We start from the raw sequence: 16,216 nt of genomic DNA, 5'->3' as shown, positions 1-16,216 counted from the left end.
CCGCCCCGCAACGGCCCCGGTCCGCGGGGCGGCGCGTCAGGTCGGCCGCATACGCAGACCGCGCGGGGTGGCGTGGAAGCCCGCGGACTCCAGGGCCCGCCCCAGGGGGGAGGAGAGAGCCGGCGCACCGTTGGCGCGCTCCACCGTGACCGTACCGAGGGCGCCGTTGCGGGTCGCCTGTGCCAGCCCTTCGGCGGCGGCATGCAGCCGGGCGTCGGTGTCCGGGTTCTCCGCGTCGGGACCCGGCCAGGCGAGAAGGGTCTTGCCGCCGCGCTCGACGTACAGCACGAGCTCGCCCGCCACCAGCACCACCAGGGCACCCGCCTTGCGGCCCGGCTTGTGGCCGGCGCCGGTGGGAGGCTCGGGCCAGGGCAGTGCGGCGCCGTAGGCGTTGGCAGGGTCGGCGGCGGCGAGTACGACCGCCCTGCCCGGGCCGTTCCGGCTCGACCCGCCGGCGGCCTCCTGGGGGAACCCGGGAGGAAGGGCCGCGACCGGCCCTTCAGCAGCCTCGCGCTCCCGGGCCGTGGAGACCGCGCGGAGCCGGTCGACCGCGCCGTCCATCGCGAACTGCGCCGCGCCCAGGCCCTCCACGACATATCCGCGCCGGGCCTGCCCGGTGTCCTCGAAGACGGACAGCACGCGGTACGCGGCGGAGAAGCCGCCCTCCACGCCCTCGGCCGAGACCGCGCCGCGGGTCACCACGCCGTGCCGGTCCAGGAGCGCGCGCGCCAGGGCGTGGGCGCGGTGAGTGGTGTCGGTCTCGCGCTCGGGCAGCAGGGACCAGCGTCCGGCGACCGTCGGCGGGCCGTTGCGTGACGCGGTGGGCCGGGCCGTACGGCCGGTGAGCGCGGTGAGTGTGCCGTACCGGCCGCGGGGCACGGAGCGCTTCGCCCGGTGGGCGGTGGCACCCGCGGTGCGGCCGGAGCCCAGCAGGGAACGCAGCGGGGACAAGGTGTCGTTGGTGAGCCGGCCGGACCAGGCGAGATCCCAGACGGTGTCGGCCAACTCGGGCTCGGTGCACTCCGGAACCACGGCGCGGACCTGGTCCGCTATCTGACGGAAGAAGAGGCCGTAGCCCCCCGACAGGGCGTCGAGGACGGCCTGGTGGAGCGGGCCGGTCTCGAGCGGATGGGGCGGCGGCAGCAGCAGCGGCGCGGCGTCGGCGACGAACAGCGACACCCAGCCGTCCTTGCCGGGCAGCGCCCCCGCCCCGCCCCACACGACCTCCCCCGAGGCGGTCAACTCGTCCAGCATGGCCGGGGAGTAGCCGGTGACACGGGACGGGAGCACCAGCTTCTCCAGGGCGGAGGCGGGCACCGGGGCACCCTGCAACTGCTCGATCGCCCGCAGCAGGCCGTCCACCCCGCGCAGGCTGTGCGTGCCGACGTGCTGCCATTGCGGCAGGAACGACGCGAGCGCGGCGGGCGGTACGGGCTCCAGCTCCTGCCGCAGCGCCGCCAGGGAGCGGCGCCGCAGCCGTCTCAGCACTCCGCTGTCGCACCATTCCTGTCCGATCCCCGCCGGGTGGAATTCGCCCTGGACGACACGGCCCGCGGCGGCCAGCCTGTGCAGGGCCCCGTCGGTGACGGCGGCGCCGATACCGAACCGCTCCGCGGCCTCCGCGGAGGTGAACGGGCCGTGCGTGCGGGCGTAGCGCGCGAGGAGATCGCCGAGCGGGTCCTTGACCGGCTCGGTGAAGGCCTCGGGCACACCGACCGGCAGCGCGGTGCCCAGCGCGTCCCGCAGCCGTCCGGCGTCCTCGACGGCAGCCCAGTGGTCGTCCCCCGCGATCCGCACCCGGATGGCGCGGCGGGCCGCCGCCAACTCCTGCGCCCACTGGGTTTCCGCGCCGCGCTCGGACAGTGCGGCGTCGGTCAGCGGGCCGAGCAGACGCAGCACATCGGCCACGCCCTCGACATCCTTGACCCGCCGGTCCTCGGTCAGCCACTGCAGCTCGCGCTCCAGCTCGGACAGCACCTCGGGGTCGAGCAGCTCGCGCAGCTCGGCCTGGCCCAGCAGCTCGGCCAGCAGTCGCGAGTCCAGCGACAGGGCGGCCGCGCGCCGCTCCGCGAGCGGGGAGTCGCCCTCGTACAGATACTGCGCGACATAGCCGAAGAGCAGCGAGCGGGCGAAGGGGGACGGCTCGGTTGTGGTGACCTCGACGAGCCGGACCCGTCTGGACTCGATATCGCCCATCAGCTCGGTGAGGCCGGGCACATCGAAGACGTCCTGCAGGCACTCGCGTACGGCCTCCAGGACGATCGGGAACGAGCCGAACTCCGAGGCGACCTGGAGGAGCTGGGCGGCACGCTGGCGCTGCTGCCACAGGGGGGTGCGCTTCCCGGGGTTTCGGCGCGGCAGCAGCAGAGCGCGCGCGGCGCACTCACGGAAGCGGGAGGCGAACAGCGCCGAGCTGCCGATCCGGTCGGTGACCAGCTGATCCACTTCGCCCTTGTCGAAGGCGACATCCGCGGCGCCCACCGGGGACTGGCCGGAGTCGAACTCGGTGCCCTGCCGGGCCTGGTCCGCGTCCATGTCGAGCAGGTCCAGGCCCATCACATCGGCGTCCGGCAGCCGCAGCACGATGCCGTCGTCCGCGTGCATGACCTGGGCGTCCATGCCGTACCGCTCGGAGAGGCGGGCGCCCAGCGCGAGCGCCCACGGGGCGTGCACCTGCGCACCGAAGGGCGAGTGCACGACGACCCGCCAGTCGCCCAGCTCGTCCCGGAACCGCTCGACGACGATGGTCCGGTCGTCCGGGACGTGCCCGCAGGCCTGGCGCTGCTCGGTGAGGTACGCCAGCACATTGTCCGCCGCCCAGGCGTCCAGGCCCGCCGCCACCAGGCGCAACCGGGCGTCGTCGGGGGCGAGAGCGCCGACCTCGCGCAGGAACGCGCCCAGCGCACGGCCCAGTTCGAGCGGGCGGCCGAGCTGGTCGCCCTTCCAGAACGGCAGCCGCCCCGGCACCCCGGGCGCGGGCGAGACCAGCACCCGGTCGCGCGTGATGTCCTCGATCCGCCACGTGGTGGTACCCAGGGTGAAGACATCGCCGACCCGCGACTCGTAGACCATCTCCTCATCGAGCTCGCCGACCCGGCCGCCGCCCTTCTTCGGGTCCGCACCGGCCAGGAACACGCCGAACAGGCCGCGGTCCGGGATCGTCCCGCCCGAGGTCACCGCCAGCCGCTGCGCGCCGGGCCGGCCCGTCACCGTCCCCGCCACGCGATCCCATACGAGCCGGGGGCGCAGCTCGGCGAAGGCGTCCGAGGGGTAGCGGCCGGCGAGCATGTCCAGCACCGCGGTGTAGGCGGACTCCGGCAGCGAGGCGAACGAGGCGGCCCGCCGGACCACCGTGAGCAGCTCGTCGACGTCCCAGCTGTCCATCGCCGTCATCGCGACGATCTGCTGTGCCAGGACATCCAGCGGGTTCGACGGGACGCGCAGGGACTCGATGGCGCCGGTGCGCATCCGCTCGGTGACCACGGCAGCCTGCACCAGGTCGCCGCGGTACTTGGGGAAGACCACACCGGTGGAGACCGCGCCCACCTGGTGGCCGGCGCGCCCGACCCGCTGCAGTCCGGAGGCGACGGAGGGCGGTGACTCGACCTGGACGACGAGGTCCACCGCACCCATGTCGATGCCCAGTTCGAGACTGGAGGTGGCCACGACGGCGGGCAGCCGGCCGGCCTTCAAGTCCTCCTCGACCAGCGCCCGCTGCTCCTTGGACACCGACCCGTGATGCGCCCGGGCCATCACCGGAGGCGCGCCCCTGGCAGCGCCCGACTCAGCCATGATCTCGGCGGGGGAGTGGTGCTCCGGCATGGGCTCACCGGTGGCGCGTTCGTATCCGATCTCGTTGAGCCGGTTGCACAGCCGCTCCGCGAGGCGGCGGGAGTTGGCGAAGACGATGGTGGAGCGATGGGCTTCCACCAGGTCCGCGATGCGCTCCTCCACATGCGGCCAGATCGACGGCTTCTCGCCGATGCCGCCGCCCTCGGTGTCCGCGGCCGGTGAGCCGCCGAGCTCGCCGAGGTCCTCCACCGGTACGACCACCGACAGGTCGAACTCCTTGCCGGACGGCGGCTGTACGACCTTGGCCCGGCGCTGCGGCGACAGATAGCGGGCGACCTCGTCCACGGGACGGACGGTGGCGGACAGGCCGATCCGCCGGGCCGGGCGCTCGAGCAGCTCGTCCAGCCGCTCCAGCGACAGGGCCAGGTGCGCGCCCCGTTTGGTGCCCGCCACCGCGTGCACCTCGTCGACGATGACCGTCTCCACCCCGGCCAGCGCGTCCCGGGTGGAGGAGGTGAGCATCAGGAACAGCGACTCGGGGGTGGTGATGAGGATGTCCGGCGGGCGGAGCGCCATGGAGCGGCGCTCGGCGGGCGGGGTGTCACCGGAGCGGATGCCGACCCGCACCTCCGGCTCCGGCAGCCCGAGCCGTACGGCCTCGTGCCTGATGCCGGTCAGCGGGCTGCGCAGATTGCGCTCCACGTCGACCGCGAGGGCCTTGAGCGGTGAGATGTACAGCACCCGGCAGCGCTTCTTCGGCTCGGCGGGCGGGGGCGTGCCCGCCAGACTGTCCAGAGCGGCGAGGAAGGCGGCGAGTGTCTTGCCCGACCCGGTCGGGGCCACGACCAGCACGTCCGAGCCCTCGTCGATGGCCTGCCAGGCACCCGCCTGCGCGGCGGTGGGCGCGGTGAAGGCTCCCTTGAACCAGGCACGGGTCGCGGGCGAGAACGCGTCGAGGGCAGAGGCGGCCGGGTCGTCGGACATGCTCCCCATCGTGCACCCCGGCACTGACAACGGTCCGGACCCGCAGGTCAGCGGTGCGCGGAGGCGGCGCACAATGGCTCTATGGCGAGGCAGGAGAGCGCGCGGTACTGGCAGTACCCCGAGCTGCCCGGCGTGGATCTGCTGCGGGCGCGGTACGTGCACAAGAGGTTCGTCCGGCACACCCACGAGAACTTCGTCGTCGCCGCGATCACCGAGGGGGTGGAGGCGTTCCAGCACCGGGGCACGGTGGAGCGCGCCGGGGCCGGCGGGCTCGCGCTGATCAACCCCGGCAGCCCGCACACCGGTCGGGCCGCGGTTCCCGAGGGCTGGACGTACAGCGCGCTCTATCCGGACGCGGACACGGTCGCCGGGATCGCCGCCGAGACCACCACGATCCGCGGGACGCCCGCCTTCGCCTCCGCGGTGGTCGACGACCCCTACTCCTGCAGGCTGGTCACCGAGGTGCACCGGGCCGCGGAGGAAGGGAACGCGCTCGCCGCCGACACCCTGCTGCGGGTCGTACTCGCCCGGCTGCTGCGCCTGCACGGCGGGCCGATGCCGGCGCGCACGGCGCCCACAGCGGGCGCGCGCCGGGCCGAACGCGCCCGCGCCGTGCTCGAGGACCGGATGGTCGATCCGCCGTCCCTGGAGAAGCTGGCGAGCGATCTCGGCACCAGCCCGTTCGCGCTGCTTCGGGCCTTCCGCGACACCTACGGCATGCCGCCCCACGCCTGGCTCACCGACGCCCGGGTGCGGCGTGCGCGCGGCCTCCTGGACGCGGGGACGGCACCCGCCGAGGCCGCCGTAGCGGTCGGCTTCACCGATCAGCCGCACCTGAACCGTCACTTCGGCCGGATCGTCGGAGTGCCGCCCGGGGCGTACCGGCGGGAGCGGTTCCGCGCCTCCGCGGCGACAGACGCCACCCCGGACCGGGCCACGGGCGCAGCCGCAAGAATGTACAAGACGGAGCCCGGCTCCGGCTCGTAGCGTTCGGGGCGTGACAGAACGGACTCGAATACCGACTCGAATACCGACGGAGCCGGCGGGACGCCCCGACGCGGCAGTGGTGCGCGACGCTCTGGGCGTGGGGGTCGCCGTCGGGCTCTCCGGCTTCGCCTTCGGCGTGACCTCGGCGGGCGCGGGCCTCACCCTCCTCCAGACCTGCGCGCTGAGCCTGCTCGTCTTCACCGGCGCCTCGCAGTTCGCCCTGGTCGGAGCTCTCGCGGCAGGCGGCAACCCGTTCACCGCCGCGGCGGGGGCGTTCTTCCTGGGGGTACGCAACGCCTTCTACGGGCTGCGGCTCTCCCAACTGCTCCGCCTCCCGCGTGCCGTGCGCCCCTTCGCCGCCCACTGGGTCATCGACGAGACCTCCGCGGTGGCCCTCGCCCAGCCCGACCGGCGCAGCGCGCGGATCGGCTTCACCGTCACCGGGCTGACCCTGTACGTGCTGTGGAACCTCACCACGCTGCTCGGCGCACTCGGTGCCGCCGCTCTCGGCGACCCCAACGCGTGGGGGCTGGACGCGGCCGGCCCGGCCGTCTTCCTCGCGTTGCTGGCGCCCATGCTCCATACAGCCTCCGAGCGCGCCGTGGCAGGACTCGCCGTCGTGCTCGCCCTCGTCTGCCACCCGCTGCTGCCGACCGGTGTGCCGGTCCTCGTCGCGGCTGTCGCGGCACCCGTCGTGCTCGCGCTGCGGGGCCGTGGGGCCGCGCCCGCGGAGACCGCGTCCGAGACCGGTGAGACGTCCGGTGAGACGTCCGGTGAGATCACCGAGGAGGTTCGATGAGCGTCTGGATCGCCATCGGCGTCACCGTTCTCGGCTGCTACCTCGTCAAGCTGCTGGGCCTTTCCGTGCCCTCGGGCGCACTGGAGCGCCCGAGGGTGAGACAGCTCGCGGCCCTGCTCCCCGTCGCTCTGCTCGCCGCGCTGATCGCCATCCAGACATTCGGCGACGACGGGCGCGCCCTGGTACTGGACGCCCGCGCGGCGGGGCTCGTGGCGGCGGCGCTCGCGCTGGTGCTGCGCGCCCCCTTCCTGGTGGTCGTCGCCCTCGCCGTGCTCGTCACCGCGGGCGTACGAGCGCTCGGCGGGTGACGCACCGTCCGGCGCGGTCCGGTGCTCGGGAAGCCGGCGTTGCTGCACCGGCCGGCTGCCGGGCTGGCCCGGCCTCCCTGCGCGAGCCCGGGGACGGGCCGCGATGAGGCCGGATCAGTGAGCGCGATCAGAGGGGACGGCCGAAGGCGCGCAGCGTCAGCAGCGACTCGACCGTCACCATCGGCCGGGATTCGAGCTCAGTGCCCGGCGCCCAGGCGCGCCAGCGGATCGGCCAGCCGCCGTCCTCCCGCTGCGCGTCCGCCAGGAAGTCGAGCGACCGGCTGAACTCGGCATCGGTGAACCAGCGGCGGGCGGGGGAATCCGGGGTCCGCGCGAAGTCGTACGGGAAGTGGTGCTCGCCCGGCCCGTAGCCCTCCGGCACCGGATGGTCCCGCGCCCGGTCCGGCTCCAGCACCACCAGCTCCTGCTCCCGTACGAGCCGCCCGAGCCGCTCCGCGGCGGCCTCGGCGCGCGCCCGGTCCGGCGCTCCCTCGAGGAAGGCGACGGCCGCCATTACCTCGTACGGGTGCGTTTTCTCCAGCGACTCGACGGCCGCCCAGCAGAAGTCGGTGGCCCGGAACAGCCAGGCGTGCCACACCTCGTTGCGGTGCAGCAGCCCCACCACGGGCCCGGTGGCGAGCAGATCGCTCGGCGGGTCGTCCACGATCGGGATCCAGGGCGCAGCGGGGTAGCCGCGCTGCGAGGGATGGAGCGCGGGCAGAGCTCCGTCCTCGGTGGATACCTCCGTCAGGTAACGGCACACTCGTTCGACGCGCTGGCCGCCGCAGCGGCCGATGCCGTCGAGCACCCGCAGCGCGTGCGCGGTGTGCAGGGGCTGGCTGACCGGGCCGCGCAGGTCGGGCTCCAGGGCGTGGCCGTAGCCGCCGTCGGTGTTGCGGTACGCCTCCAGAGCCGTCTCGACGGCGTCGGCCGCGTGGGACCGGCTCGCCTCCCCAGGATCCCCGGAGGTGCCGGACAGGAAGTGGTAGGCGAACCTGCGCTGCTCGAGCACTCGGGCGGTGAGCCAGACGAACTGCTCGGCGCGGGCGAGAGGGGTTGCTCCGGATCGGGCCATGACCCGACCGTAGGGCGGAATGCGCCGCCGGTCAGCGACAAGTGCCCGGCTGCACTCCCAGGGCTGGATACCGGGCACATGCGGTTGACGGTCTTCTGGCAACGGAAGAGCCGTCGACCTGCGGAGATCCTCGTCAGTGAGTGCTACGACCTGCACTGTTGTGCGCAGGCAGAGCCCTTCGTGTCCCGGTCCGTCCCGCGCTGAAACACCCTGAAAACTCCCTGGATTCGTGCTCGAACCCCCTGGAAACCCCCTGGAGTGAGGCTGCGACCGGGGAGTTTTGGGCCCGTGACCTGGCCTGATGGCGACAACTCTCTGTGGCTCAGGGCGAGGAAGGCTCTTCAGTTCCAAGCGGACAGGCCGGGTTTCGCGAGCGATGGCACCCGGATGGGGAGCCGATGCCTGCCATCGACGAGGTACCCGGAGTGGCCTCGAACGGCGTCCCGAAGAGAGCACCCTCATGGGGATTATCGGCTCTTCGCAGTTGAGGGTGTTGGCGGGTAGGCGCGGAGGTCTTCCAGGATGGAAGTTCCTACACTGCCCATCCGAAAGACCTCGACATGCTCCACGCTATCTTCGCCGCGCCCTGTCTGACCACGTTCTGCCGTCTCGATGAGCTCGGTCTGGAAGCCGTCGGGCAACGCCTTGAGCCGGATCAGGCGGTGATCGAGTGCCGGCACCCAGCCGCGTTCACCGATTAGCGGCCAGCACTGCCGCGAGGCCCTCTTGTAGATCTTTGACGAAATACTCGGGAACCTCCAGCGACGGGAAATGTCCCCCGATTTCGGGCGACCTCCATCGGACGATCTGTCGGTACCGCTCCTGTGCCCAGGCGCGCGGACACTTCTCGATGTCGCGGGGATACATACTGATTGCTGACGGGACGTCGACCCGAAGTTCGGGATCGAGCGAGTTGTGGCTTTCGTAGTAAATGCGGGCCGACGATGCGCCGGTCCGCGTCAGCCAATACAGGGTGACGTTGTCAAGAACGCTGTCTCTGGAAATCGTCTCGAACGGGCTATCTTCGGTGTCTGACCACTCGGCGAACTTGTCAAGGATCCAGGCAAGAAGCCCGACCGGTGAGTCGACGAGCGAGTAGCCGATGGTCTGCGGTCGGGTCGCCTGCTGCTTCGCGTACGCCGCGTGGTGGCGCCAGAAATCGCGGGTTTCCTCGGTCCACTTGCGCTCGACCGCCGTCAGCCCGTCCGTTGTCAACCCGGGTGGTGCCTCCGCGAACGTTGTGTGGATGCCGAGAACGTGCGCCGGGAACCTGCCGCCGAGGACCGTGGTGATCACACCTCCCCAGTCGCCGCCGTGGGCTGCGAACTTGCTGTAGCCGAGCCTTCCCATCAGTTCTACCCATGCGGCCGCGATCTTTTCGGTTCCCCACCCGGTGGTGGTCGGCTTGTCGCTGTAACCAAAGCCTGGTAGCGACGGGACCACGACGTGGAACGCTGGCGCGTCTGCATCTTTCGGATCTGCCAGCTCGTCTACTACATCGATGAACTCAGCAATGCTGCCTGGCCAGCCGTGCGTCAAGATCAGAGGAGTGGCATCTGCGCGCGCGGATCGGCGGTGCAGGAAGTGGATTCCCAGATCATCAATGGTCGTGCGGAACTGGCCGATCCGGTTAAGGCGCGCTTCGAACGACCGCCAGTTGTACCCGGTGCGCCAGTAGTTCACGACACCGACGAGGTCGGCGAGAGGAACGCCCTGTTCCCATCGGTGAGGGTCGGGCGCGGCGCGATAGACCGTCTCAGCCTCCGGTAGTCGCGCCGCGGCTAGTCGCGCGCGCAGATCGTCGAGGTCAGCGTCAGTTGCGTGGGCTTCAAATGCTTGCACGTCGCTGGTTAGACGGGGCATGAGACCTCCTGGCCATCGTGGAACCGGCTACGATCTATCGCGAACCGACTAAGGAGGTTCTAGCAGTTCTCCGAGCCACGCTGCAACCTGCTAAGGTGGTTCCATGCGTGCTGGGTTCCCTGACTTCCGCCTCGGTAACGTGCTAGCGACCAGCTTCACGGGGACTCTGTCGGAGCGTCATGGCAACGCTGTGGAGCGCATTCCCACGCCGCACCGACTCGTCGACTGGCTGGCAGTGAACGGCCTCGCCGTGGCGTCCTGCACCACTGCCCAGCTCGACCTCGCTCGGGAACTGAGGGAGTCGATTCACGCCGCCGCGACAGCGGCCGCGATCCAGGACGCTCTCCCTGCGTCTGCTGTCCAAGTCATCAATGACTGCAGCGCTCAGGGTCGGGCCGCGGCTATCCTGACGCCCGAGGGTAAGCGGCGATGGCTACTTGGCTCGGCTTCCTGCGTGGAAGATGCCCTCAGCGTGATCGCCGCCGACGCGATCAGCATCATCGCAGGCGAACGAGACGGAAAATTGGCCTTGTGTGCATCACCAACCTGCCAAGCCGCCTTCTTCGACACCAGCCAAAGTCGCACCCGCAAATGGTGTGACATGAACACGTGTGGGAATCGTCAGAAGAAAGCGCGCTTCAATGCCAACCAGCGCAAAAACCCCAGATCAGCGGAGTGATCGTTACCTCGGTACATCCAAGTGGGCCCCACGCCTGCGACACATCTGTCATTGGGTGCACCCCCACGGCACCACTAAGAGCCATCCGTCGCCTTCGATCAACGTCCTCAATCAGTACGTCTACGTTTACTGATCGGCGACGTTCATCGACTCTTCGTAGTCGGGGGTGTTGGCGGGTAGGCGTGGAGGTCTTCCAGGATGGAAGTTCTTCCTACACTGCCCATCCGAAAGACCTCGACATGCTCCACGCTATCTTCGCCGCGCCCTGTCTGACCACGTTCTGCCGTCTCGATGAACTCGGTCTGGAAGCCGTCGGGCAACGCCTTGAGCCGGATCAGGCGGTGATCGAGTGCCGAGTCGCCGAGCCGGATCCGTGGTGCCGGAAGTGCGGGTCGGAGGGCGTGGTGCGCGACACAGTCACGCGGCGGCTGGCGCATGAGCTAGGGACGATGCCCAACGGCCGGAGAAGGCCAGCAGAATCGTGCAGAGTACGAACAGCGATCCCAGCGCGATGTACCCGACCATCGGAAGCGCGGTGATCCGTCTCTGCTCTGCTCTCGACAGTGAGTCGAACCACGGGCGCATCAACCAGACCGAGGTCGCGCACCCGGCGGTTGACATGGCCAGCAAAGCCGCAGAGGCCGGGAACGACAGTCCCGAGCGCATGGTGCACAGGTGAAGGAGGACGGGTGGGAATCCCACGGCCAGGCCGAGGAGGAACTGTCGGCCCGCGGAGTAGCTGCGCACCCGCGTCTTCAGCCGGCCTGCTGTCCGCCGGGACCCGTGGCTGAGGCTTCGCGGAGTGAGGTGGGACATCGTGCTCCCGGGCTGCTCGGCTCGTTCGGTCCGCGGTTCCACCCAGTGCACCTTCACTCAGGCCAACCCCGGAGCGCGCAACGTAGCAGCAAGGTCCGACACCACCGCCGTACTCAGCAGGAGCAGCCTCACAAGGGCCAGCAGCGGCCCGGGTGTCTGCGGGTTCGCTGACTCGGCGACTGGCCGGTGAAGTAGCCGCTGCACGTTGAGAGGGTCACCACCCTGAGCGGAGGTGACCCGCTCAACGCTCACGCGCAACTCACCCGTTCAGGACCGGGGACGCAGCGGGGCCGTCTGCGGCGACTCCTCATCGGTTTCGAAAGGGGAGGGCTCTGTCAGGAAGCGCCAGAGCCGACGCTTGAGTGCGGCGAGGGACCGCACCTTCAAACGCGAAGCCCATGCCCTGACGCGCCGCGAAAGCCGACGGGCTCTTACGCCGTACCACCAGATGGCCACGGGCAACAACACCAGATATGGGAGCAACCAGGGGGACACGTTCACGATCAACCTCACGCGGGTCTCGACGCCCCCGCGCGAAGCTATGCAGCGAGGGCGAACTTAGTCGGGCCGAGAGTCGCACTCGTACCTGGAGCCCGGGGCACGCGCGGCACGGCCAGACGCAAGACACCGCATGGTGAGGAGTCATTGGGCGGAAGAGCAATGAAGTGCCCGAAGCACTTGACGCAGCTGGTAAGGAGGCGCTGCGTGAGGTCCAGCAGGAGCGCTGAGAGCGCGTGCGCTTCGTCGGCAATATGCACGACCTCGGCAGCTGTTGGGACTGCTCCGTGCCGGTTGAGGCGGCCCAGTCGCTGATACAACCGCTCGGTCCAGAAGGCCACGATGGCCCAAGACTTGCCTGAACCAGTAGCTAGATGAAGTTCATCCTTCATCTCCAAAAGCTGGTGCTGTCCGTCAAGAGCCAACGACGAGGCGGAAGGCGGCGCAGGGTCAAGGCCGTAAAGCAGTCCAGAAGTGCTGCACGGGATGCCGGGGGCTTCCTCCGCTGTGCGTAGGAGGAGGCGCGTCAGATCCTCCGCCGCTGGGGCTCTGGAGCTGGGTTCCTCCTCGATGACCCAGTGCCGTCCCAGATCGCGCAGGCGGGCGCCGATCCCATACAGAAGCCCCAGGCGGCTTCCCTTGGGAAGGCCAGCCGCCAGCATGTTGGTCGCCAGGACTAGATCGTGGTGCCGCGGCAGGTACTCAGGCGCTTCCGGGTCGACTCCGGCTGCCTCCGGGCGGAGGGTCTCCGTCTTCACCCATTCCGGCGCGGAGCGCCGCACCTCCGGGTGCCTCGGATGGCGGTCGGTCATGGGGGGAAGGGTACGCCTTTCCCACGTCAACCTTCTCGGTTCCAGCCAGTTGGTTCCACGCCTTTCGCAAGACTCGGCGCGAAGCCCGAGGTAACAGCTACATCAGCGATCAGGCGTCCACTCGCCGCATCCCCAAGTCGACCGCCTCCGTTGTCCGTTGCAGTTCCACTTTGCGGATGAGCTCGGCGACTACCTGGACGACGAACGTTTGCGGGGTGGGCAGTCGGGGCGGAGTGTGAATTTCGATCTTACGGTTTGTGTGCGCTGGCGGGGGGACCGCCGCAGTCGCGCTCGCTCCGATGCCATGGGGGTCGTGCCCTGCCACTGGGCGGGCATGTCGAGCCTGCATTCCTCCGGCAGTTGGCCTGTCTCACTCGCTGCCCGGCAGGCGGCTGGCTGGGCGAGCCGGTCATCGTTGACCACTGCGGACGGCGGGCCGCCGCGCGCCCCGGGATGCCGGCTTTCGACCGCGGAGCGTCACGCTCGAAAAAGTTCCCTTAGCCCGGCGCGCCAAAGCGCCCAGAAAGCCCCCGCGTGCCACCCTCCGGGGTTTTACTGCTGGCCGGGCAGGGGGGATTGGCTGGCAGGCTCAGCGGCGGCGAGAGGGGCGCCTGGGGGGCTTCTCGCCCTAGGTGTGCATGGGGTTTTCGGTATCCTGGAAAGCGCCTCGTCGCCCTCCTGGCGTCGGGGTCTGCGGGCCCTGAGGGGCTTCTTTGGCTTGCCCGCGACACGTTTTCCGTCCAGCGATCCGACCGCTCTCGCGCCGTGGCGCGCGGGAGCGTGGTTTGCCGTGCCCGAAAAGAGAGCATTGTGACTACTTCCGGCACTCACGCCGCCCCCGAGAGCTCCGCGCCGAGCAGAACGGCCATGCCGGGGCTGCTGCGTATGACGCCACCGCGATCACCGTCCTGGACGGGCTGGACGCGGTACGCAAGCGGCCCGGGATGTACATCGGCTCCACGGGTGAGCGGGGTCTGCACCATCTGGTGCAGGAGATCGTGGACAACTCCGTCGACGAGGCGCTGGCCGGGGTGGCCGACCGGATCGATGTGACGATCCTGGCCGACGGCGGCGTGCGGGTGATCGACAACGGGCGCGGCATCCCCGTCGGCATGCACCCGGTGGAGAAGAAGCCGGCCGTGGAAGTCGTACTGACCGTGCTGCACGCGGGCGGCAAGTTCGGGGGCGGCGGATACGCCGTCTCCGGCGGCTTGCACGGTGTGGGCCTGTCGGTGGTCAATGCGCTCTCGACCAGGCTGTCGGCACAGATCTGGACCGACGGCTACCGGTGGACCCAGGAGTACAAGGGCGGAGCGCCGACCGCGCCGCTGGCCCGCCACGAGGCCACTTCGAAGACGGGCACGTCCCTGACCTTCTGGGCGGACGGCGGCATCTTCGAGACCACCGAGTACTCCTTCGAGACGCTGGCCCGGCGGTTCCAGGAGATGGCCTTCCTCAACCGGGGGCTGACCCTGACCCTCACCGATGAGCGCGAGTCGGCCCGCGCGACGGCAGCGGCCGACGAAGCGGGTCCGGACACCGCCGGGGAGCAGGCGGCCAAGACGGTCTCCCACCGCTACGACGGCGGCATCACCGACTTCGTCGCCTACCTCAATGCCCGCAAGGGTGAGCCGGTCCACCCCTCCGTCGTCTCCATCGCCGCCGAGGACACCGAGCGGCTGCTGTCGGTGGAGGTCGCGCTGCAGTGGAACAGCCAGTTCACCGACAGCGTCTACTCCTACGCCAACACCATCCACACCCACGAGGGCGGCACCCACGAGGAGGGCTTCCGTACGGCGCTGACCACGGTCGTCAACCGGTATGCGCGCGAGAAGAAGCTGCTGCGCGAAAAGGACGGCAACCTCACGGGTGAGGACATCCGCGAGGGTCTGACGGCGATCATCTCGGTCAAGCTGGGTGAGCCGCAGTTCGAGGGCCAGACCAAGACCAAGCTGGGCAACAGCGAGGCCAGGACGTTCGTGCAGAAGGTCGTGCACGAGCATCTGACGGACTGGTTCGACAGCAACCCCAACGAGGCGGCCGACATCGTCCGCAAGGCGACCCAGGCGGCCACCGCCCGGCTGGCGGCCCGCAAGGCACGGGACCTGACCCGCCGCAAGGGCTTGCTGGAGTCAGCGGCCCTGCCGGGCAAGCTGTCCGACTGTCAGTCCAACGATCCGGCGAAGAGCGAGATCTTCATCGTCGAGGGCGACTCCGCCGGTGGCTCGGCCAAGTCCGGCCGCAACCCGCAGTACCAGGCGATCCTTCCCATCCGCGGCAAGATCCTCAACGTCGAGAAGGCCCGTATCGACAAGATCCTGCACAACCAGGAGGTCCAGTCGATGATCTCCGCGTTCGGCACTGGCGTGCACGAGGACTTCGACATCGAGAAGCTCCGGTACCGCAAGATCATTCTGATGGCGGACGCCGACGTCGACGGCCAGCACATCAACACCCTGCTGCTGACCTTCCTGTTCCGCTTCATGCGGCCCCTGATCGAGCACGGGCACGTCTACCTCTCCCGCCCGCCGCTCTACAAGATCAAGTGGAGCCGGGACCATGTGGAGTACGCCTACTCCGACCGCGAACGCGATGTACTGCTGGAACGGGGCCGGCAGGACGGCCGCCGGGTCAAGGACGACTCCATCCAGCGGTTCAAGGGCCTGGGCGAGATGAACGCCGAGGAGCTGCGCATCACGACCATGGACCAGGAGCACCGTGTCCTGGGCCAGGTCACCCTCGACGACGCGGCCGTTGCCGACGCCCTCTTCTCCGTCCTGATGGGCGAGGACGTCGAGGCCCGGCGCTCCTTCATCCAGCGCAACGCCAAGGACGTGCGCTTCCTCGACATCTGATCGCGCCAGCTCCTGGCCGCCCACTCGCCCAGGCCGCATCCGCGGCCTGGGCGACCCGCCCTTGCCCGTCCGTAGCTGAATAGAGCACTGCGTGAGCACGTTCTCCGTCCCGTCCACCGGCAGCCGCGTCCAGGACGGCTTCGACTACACCGCGCGGCGCCTGATGGTCCTCGAAGGACTTGAGGCCGTGCGCAAGCGCCCCGGTATGTACATCGGCTCCAGCGACAGCCGCGGCCTGATGCATTGCCTGTGGGGAGATCATCGACAACGCCGTCGACGAGGCTCTGGCCGGCGTCTGCGACCGCATCGAGGTCATCCTCCACGAGGACGGGTCGGTGGAGGTGAGCGACAACGGCCGCGGCATCCCCGTGGACACCGAACCCCGCACCGGCCTGTCCGGCGTCGAGATCGCCTACACCAAACTCCACGCCGGCGGAAAGTTCGGCGGCGGCTCCTACGCCGCCTCCGGCGGTCTGCACGGCGTCGGCGCCTCGGTGGTCAACGCTCTCTCCGCCCGGCTCGACATCGAGGTCGACCGCCACGGACACACCCACGCCATCAGCTTCCGCCACGGCGTCCCCGGCACCTACACCGCCCCCGGACCCGATGCCCCCTTTATCCCCGCTCAAGGCCTGCGCCGAACGGCCAAGATCCCCACGTCGCGTACCGGCACGCGCGTGTGCTACTGGGCCGACCGCCAGAGGCCCATCGACACGGAGGGTTCCAGCAGTGAGCCCAGGCAGTGCCG

Annotated in this window: 11 protein-coding genes and 2 pseudogenes; 9 read left to right on the top strand and 4 right to left on the bottom strand. The window is 70.0% G+C overall.

The annotated features are described in order from the left end of the window. Positions 1 to 36: 36 nt before the first annotated feature. On the bottom strand, positions 37 to 4,776 hold the full coding sequence (locus tag ABZW18_RS23765; RefSeq protein ID WP_356190635.1) for an ATP-dependent helicase: 4,740 nt from the start codon (positions 4,774 to 4,776) through the stop codon (positions 37 to 39). Positions 4,777 to 4,857: 81 nt separating this feature from the next. Here ABZW18_RS23765 and ABZW18_RS23760 point away from each other — a divergent pair, with 81 nt between their 5' ends. Genes ABZW18_RS23760 through ABZW18_RS23750 form a run of 3 tightly spaced genes read left to right on the top strand, consistent with a single transcriptional unit; the run spans position 4,858 to position 6,870 of the window. Continuing rightward, positions 4,858 to 5,763, top strand: coding sequence for an AraC family transcriptional regulator (locus ABZW18_RS23760; protein ID WP_356190633.1), 906 nt, complete (start codon positions 4,858 to 4,860; stop codon positions 5,761 to 5,763). A gap of 10 nt (positions 5,764 to 5,773) precedes the next feature. Further along, positions 5,774 to 6,562 (top strand): AzlC family ABC transporter permease, encoded by a 789-nt coding sequence (locus ABZW18_RS23755; protein ID WP_356190631.1) that lies wholly within the window; start codon positions 5,774 to 5,776, stop codon positions 6,560 to 6,562. Then, the gene (locus tag ABZW18_RS23750; RefSeq protein ID WP_356190628.1) at positions 6,559 to 6,870 is read left to right on the top strand and encodes an AzlD domain-containing protein; all 312 of its coding nucleotides are present in this window, start codon (positions 6,559 to 6,561) and stop codon (positions 6,868 to 6,870) included. Before ABZW18_RS23755 ends, ABZW18_RS23750 begins: the two co-directional genes overlap by 4 nt. A gap of 127 nt (positions 6,871 to 6,997) precedes the next feature. On the opposite strand, the gene ABZW18_RS23745 is transcribed toward ABZW18_RS23750, so the two are convergent. Continuing rightward, positions 6,998 to 7,945: a hypothetical protein gene (locus tag ABZW18_RS23745; RefSeq protein WP_356190626.1), complete on the bottom strand. Its 948-nt coding sequence runs from the start codon at positions 7,943 to 7,945 to the stop codon at positions 6,998 to 7,000. A 560-nt stretch (positions 7,946 to 8,505) separates the two neighbouring features. Here ABZW18_RS23745 and ABZW18_RS23740 point away from each other — a divergent pair. Beyond that, positions 8,506 to 8,646: a hypothetical protein gene (locus tag ABZW18_RS23740; RefSeq protein WP_356190677.1), complete on the top strand. Its 141-nt coding sequence runs from the start codon at positions 8,506 to 8,508 to the stop codon at positions 8,644 to 8,646. Here ABZW18_RS23740 and ABZW18_RS23735 read toward each other — a convergent pair. Then, positions 8,636 to 9,808 carry an epoxide hydrolase family protein gene (locus ABZW18_RS23735; protein ID WP_356190624.1) on the bottom strand — a complete coding sequence of 391 codons (1,173 nt, stop codon included), beginning with the start codon at positions 9,806 to 9,808 and terminating at the stop codon, positions 8,636 to 8,638. The genes ABZW18_RS23740 and ABZW18_RS23735 overlap by 11 nt on opposite strands. A 103-nt stretch (positions 9,809 to 9,911) precedes the next feature. Here ABZW18_RS23735 and ABZW18_RS23730 point away from each other — a divergent pair, with 103 nt between their 5' ends. The 3 genes and pseudogenes from ABZW18_RS23730 (at position 9,912) to ABZW18_RS23720 (ending at position 11,166) form a co-directional block, all read left to right on the top strand. After that, complete coding sequence (locus ABZW18_RS23730; RefSeq protein WP_356190621.1) at positions 9,912 to 10,487, top strand: CGNR zinc finger domain-containing protein; 576 nt, start codon at positions 9,912 to 9,914, stop codon at positions 10,485 to 10,487. 239 nt (positions 10,488 to 10,726) lie between these two features. After that, a pseudogene (locus ABZW18_RS23725) lies at positions 10,727 to 10,927 on the top strand (ISL3 family transposase); the annotation flags it as partial. 41 nt (positions 10,928 to 10,968) lie between these two features. Further along, positions 10,969 to 11,166 carry a hypothetical protein gene (locus ABZW18_RS23720; protein WP_356190674.1) on the top strand — a complete coding sequence of 66 codons (198 nt, stop codon included), beginning with the start codon at positions 10,969 to 10,971 and terminating at the stop codon, positions 11,164 to 11,166. A 676-nt stretch (positions 11,167 to 11,842) separates the two neighbouring features. Here the strand turns inward: ABZW18_RS23720 and ABZW18_RS23715 are convergent. Then, on the bottom strand, positions 11,843 to 12,613 hold the full coding sequence (locus ABZW18_RS23715; RefSeq protein WP_356190619.1) for a hypothetical protein: 771 nt from the start codon (positions 12,611 to 12,613) through the stop codon (positions 11,843 to 11,845). Between the two features lie 899 nt (positions 12,614 to 13,512). Here ABZW18_RS23715 and gyrB point away from each other — a divergent pair. Further along, a complete protein-coding gene (gene gyrB, locus ABZW18_RS23710) occupies positions 13,513 to 15,468 on the top strand; it encodes a DNA topoisomerase (ATP-hydrolyzing) subunit B (protein WP_356190670.1) in 1,956 nt (651 codons plus the stop codon). Positions 15,469 to 15,559: 91 nt separating this feature from the next. Then, positions 15,560 to 16,169: pseudogene (locus tag ABZW18_RS23705) on the top strand (ATP-binding protein); the annotation flags it as partial. Positions 16,170 to 16,216: the final 47 nt, after the last annotated feature.

Source organism: Streptomyces sp. NPDC004647, from assembly GCF_040609575.1.
In the GTDB taxonomy this organism is placed as follows: Bacteria; Actinomycetota; Actinomycetes; order Streptomycetales; family Streptomycetaceae; genus Streptomyces.
Note: the sequence above shows the minus strand (reverse complement) of the source record. Positions and strands in the feature narration are given on the sequence as shown.

Excerpts from the sequence above, each read along its gene's own strand:
- ABZW18_RS23765 (WP_356190635.1), bottom strand. The coding sequence starts at position 4,776 with ATGTCCGACGACCCGGCCGCCTCTGCCCTCGACGCGTTCTCGCCCGCG.
- ABZW18_RS23750 (WP_356190628.1), top strand. The coding sequence starts at position 6,559 with ATGAGCGTCTGGATCGCCATCGGCGTCACCGTTCTCGGCTGCTACCTC.
- ABZW18_RS23735 (WP_356190624.1), bottom strand. The coding sequence starts at position 9,808 with ATGCCCCGTCTAACCAGCGACGTGCAAGCATTTGAAGCCCACGCAACT.
- ABZW18_RS23740 (WP_356190677.1), top strand. The coding sequence starts at position 8,506 with ATGCTCCACGCTATCTTCGCCGCGCCCTGTCTGACCACGTTCTGCCGT.
- ABZW18_RS23715 (WP_356190619.1), bottom strand. The coding sequence starts at position 12,613 with ATGACCGACCGCCATCCGAGGCACCCGGAGGTGCGGCGCTCCGCGCCG.
- ABZW18_RS23760 (WP_356190633.1), top strand. The coding sequence starts at position 4,858 with ATGGCGAGGCAGGAGAGCGCGCGGTACTGGCAGTACCCCGAGCTGCCC.
- ABZW18_RS23745 (WP_356190626.1), bottom strand. The coding sequence starts at position 7,945 with ATGGCCCGATCCGGAGCAACCCCTCTCGCCCGCGCCGAGCAGTTCGTC.
- ABZW18_RS23730 (WP_356190621.1), top strand. The coding sequence starts at position 9,912 with ATGCGTGCTGGGTTCCCTGACTTCCGCCTCGGTAACGTGCTAGCGACC.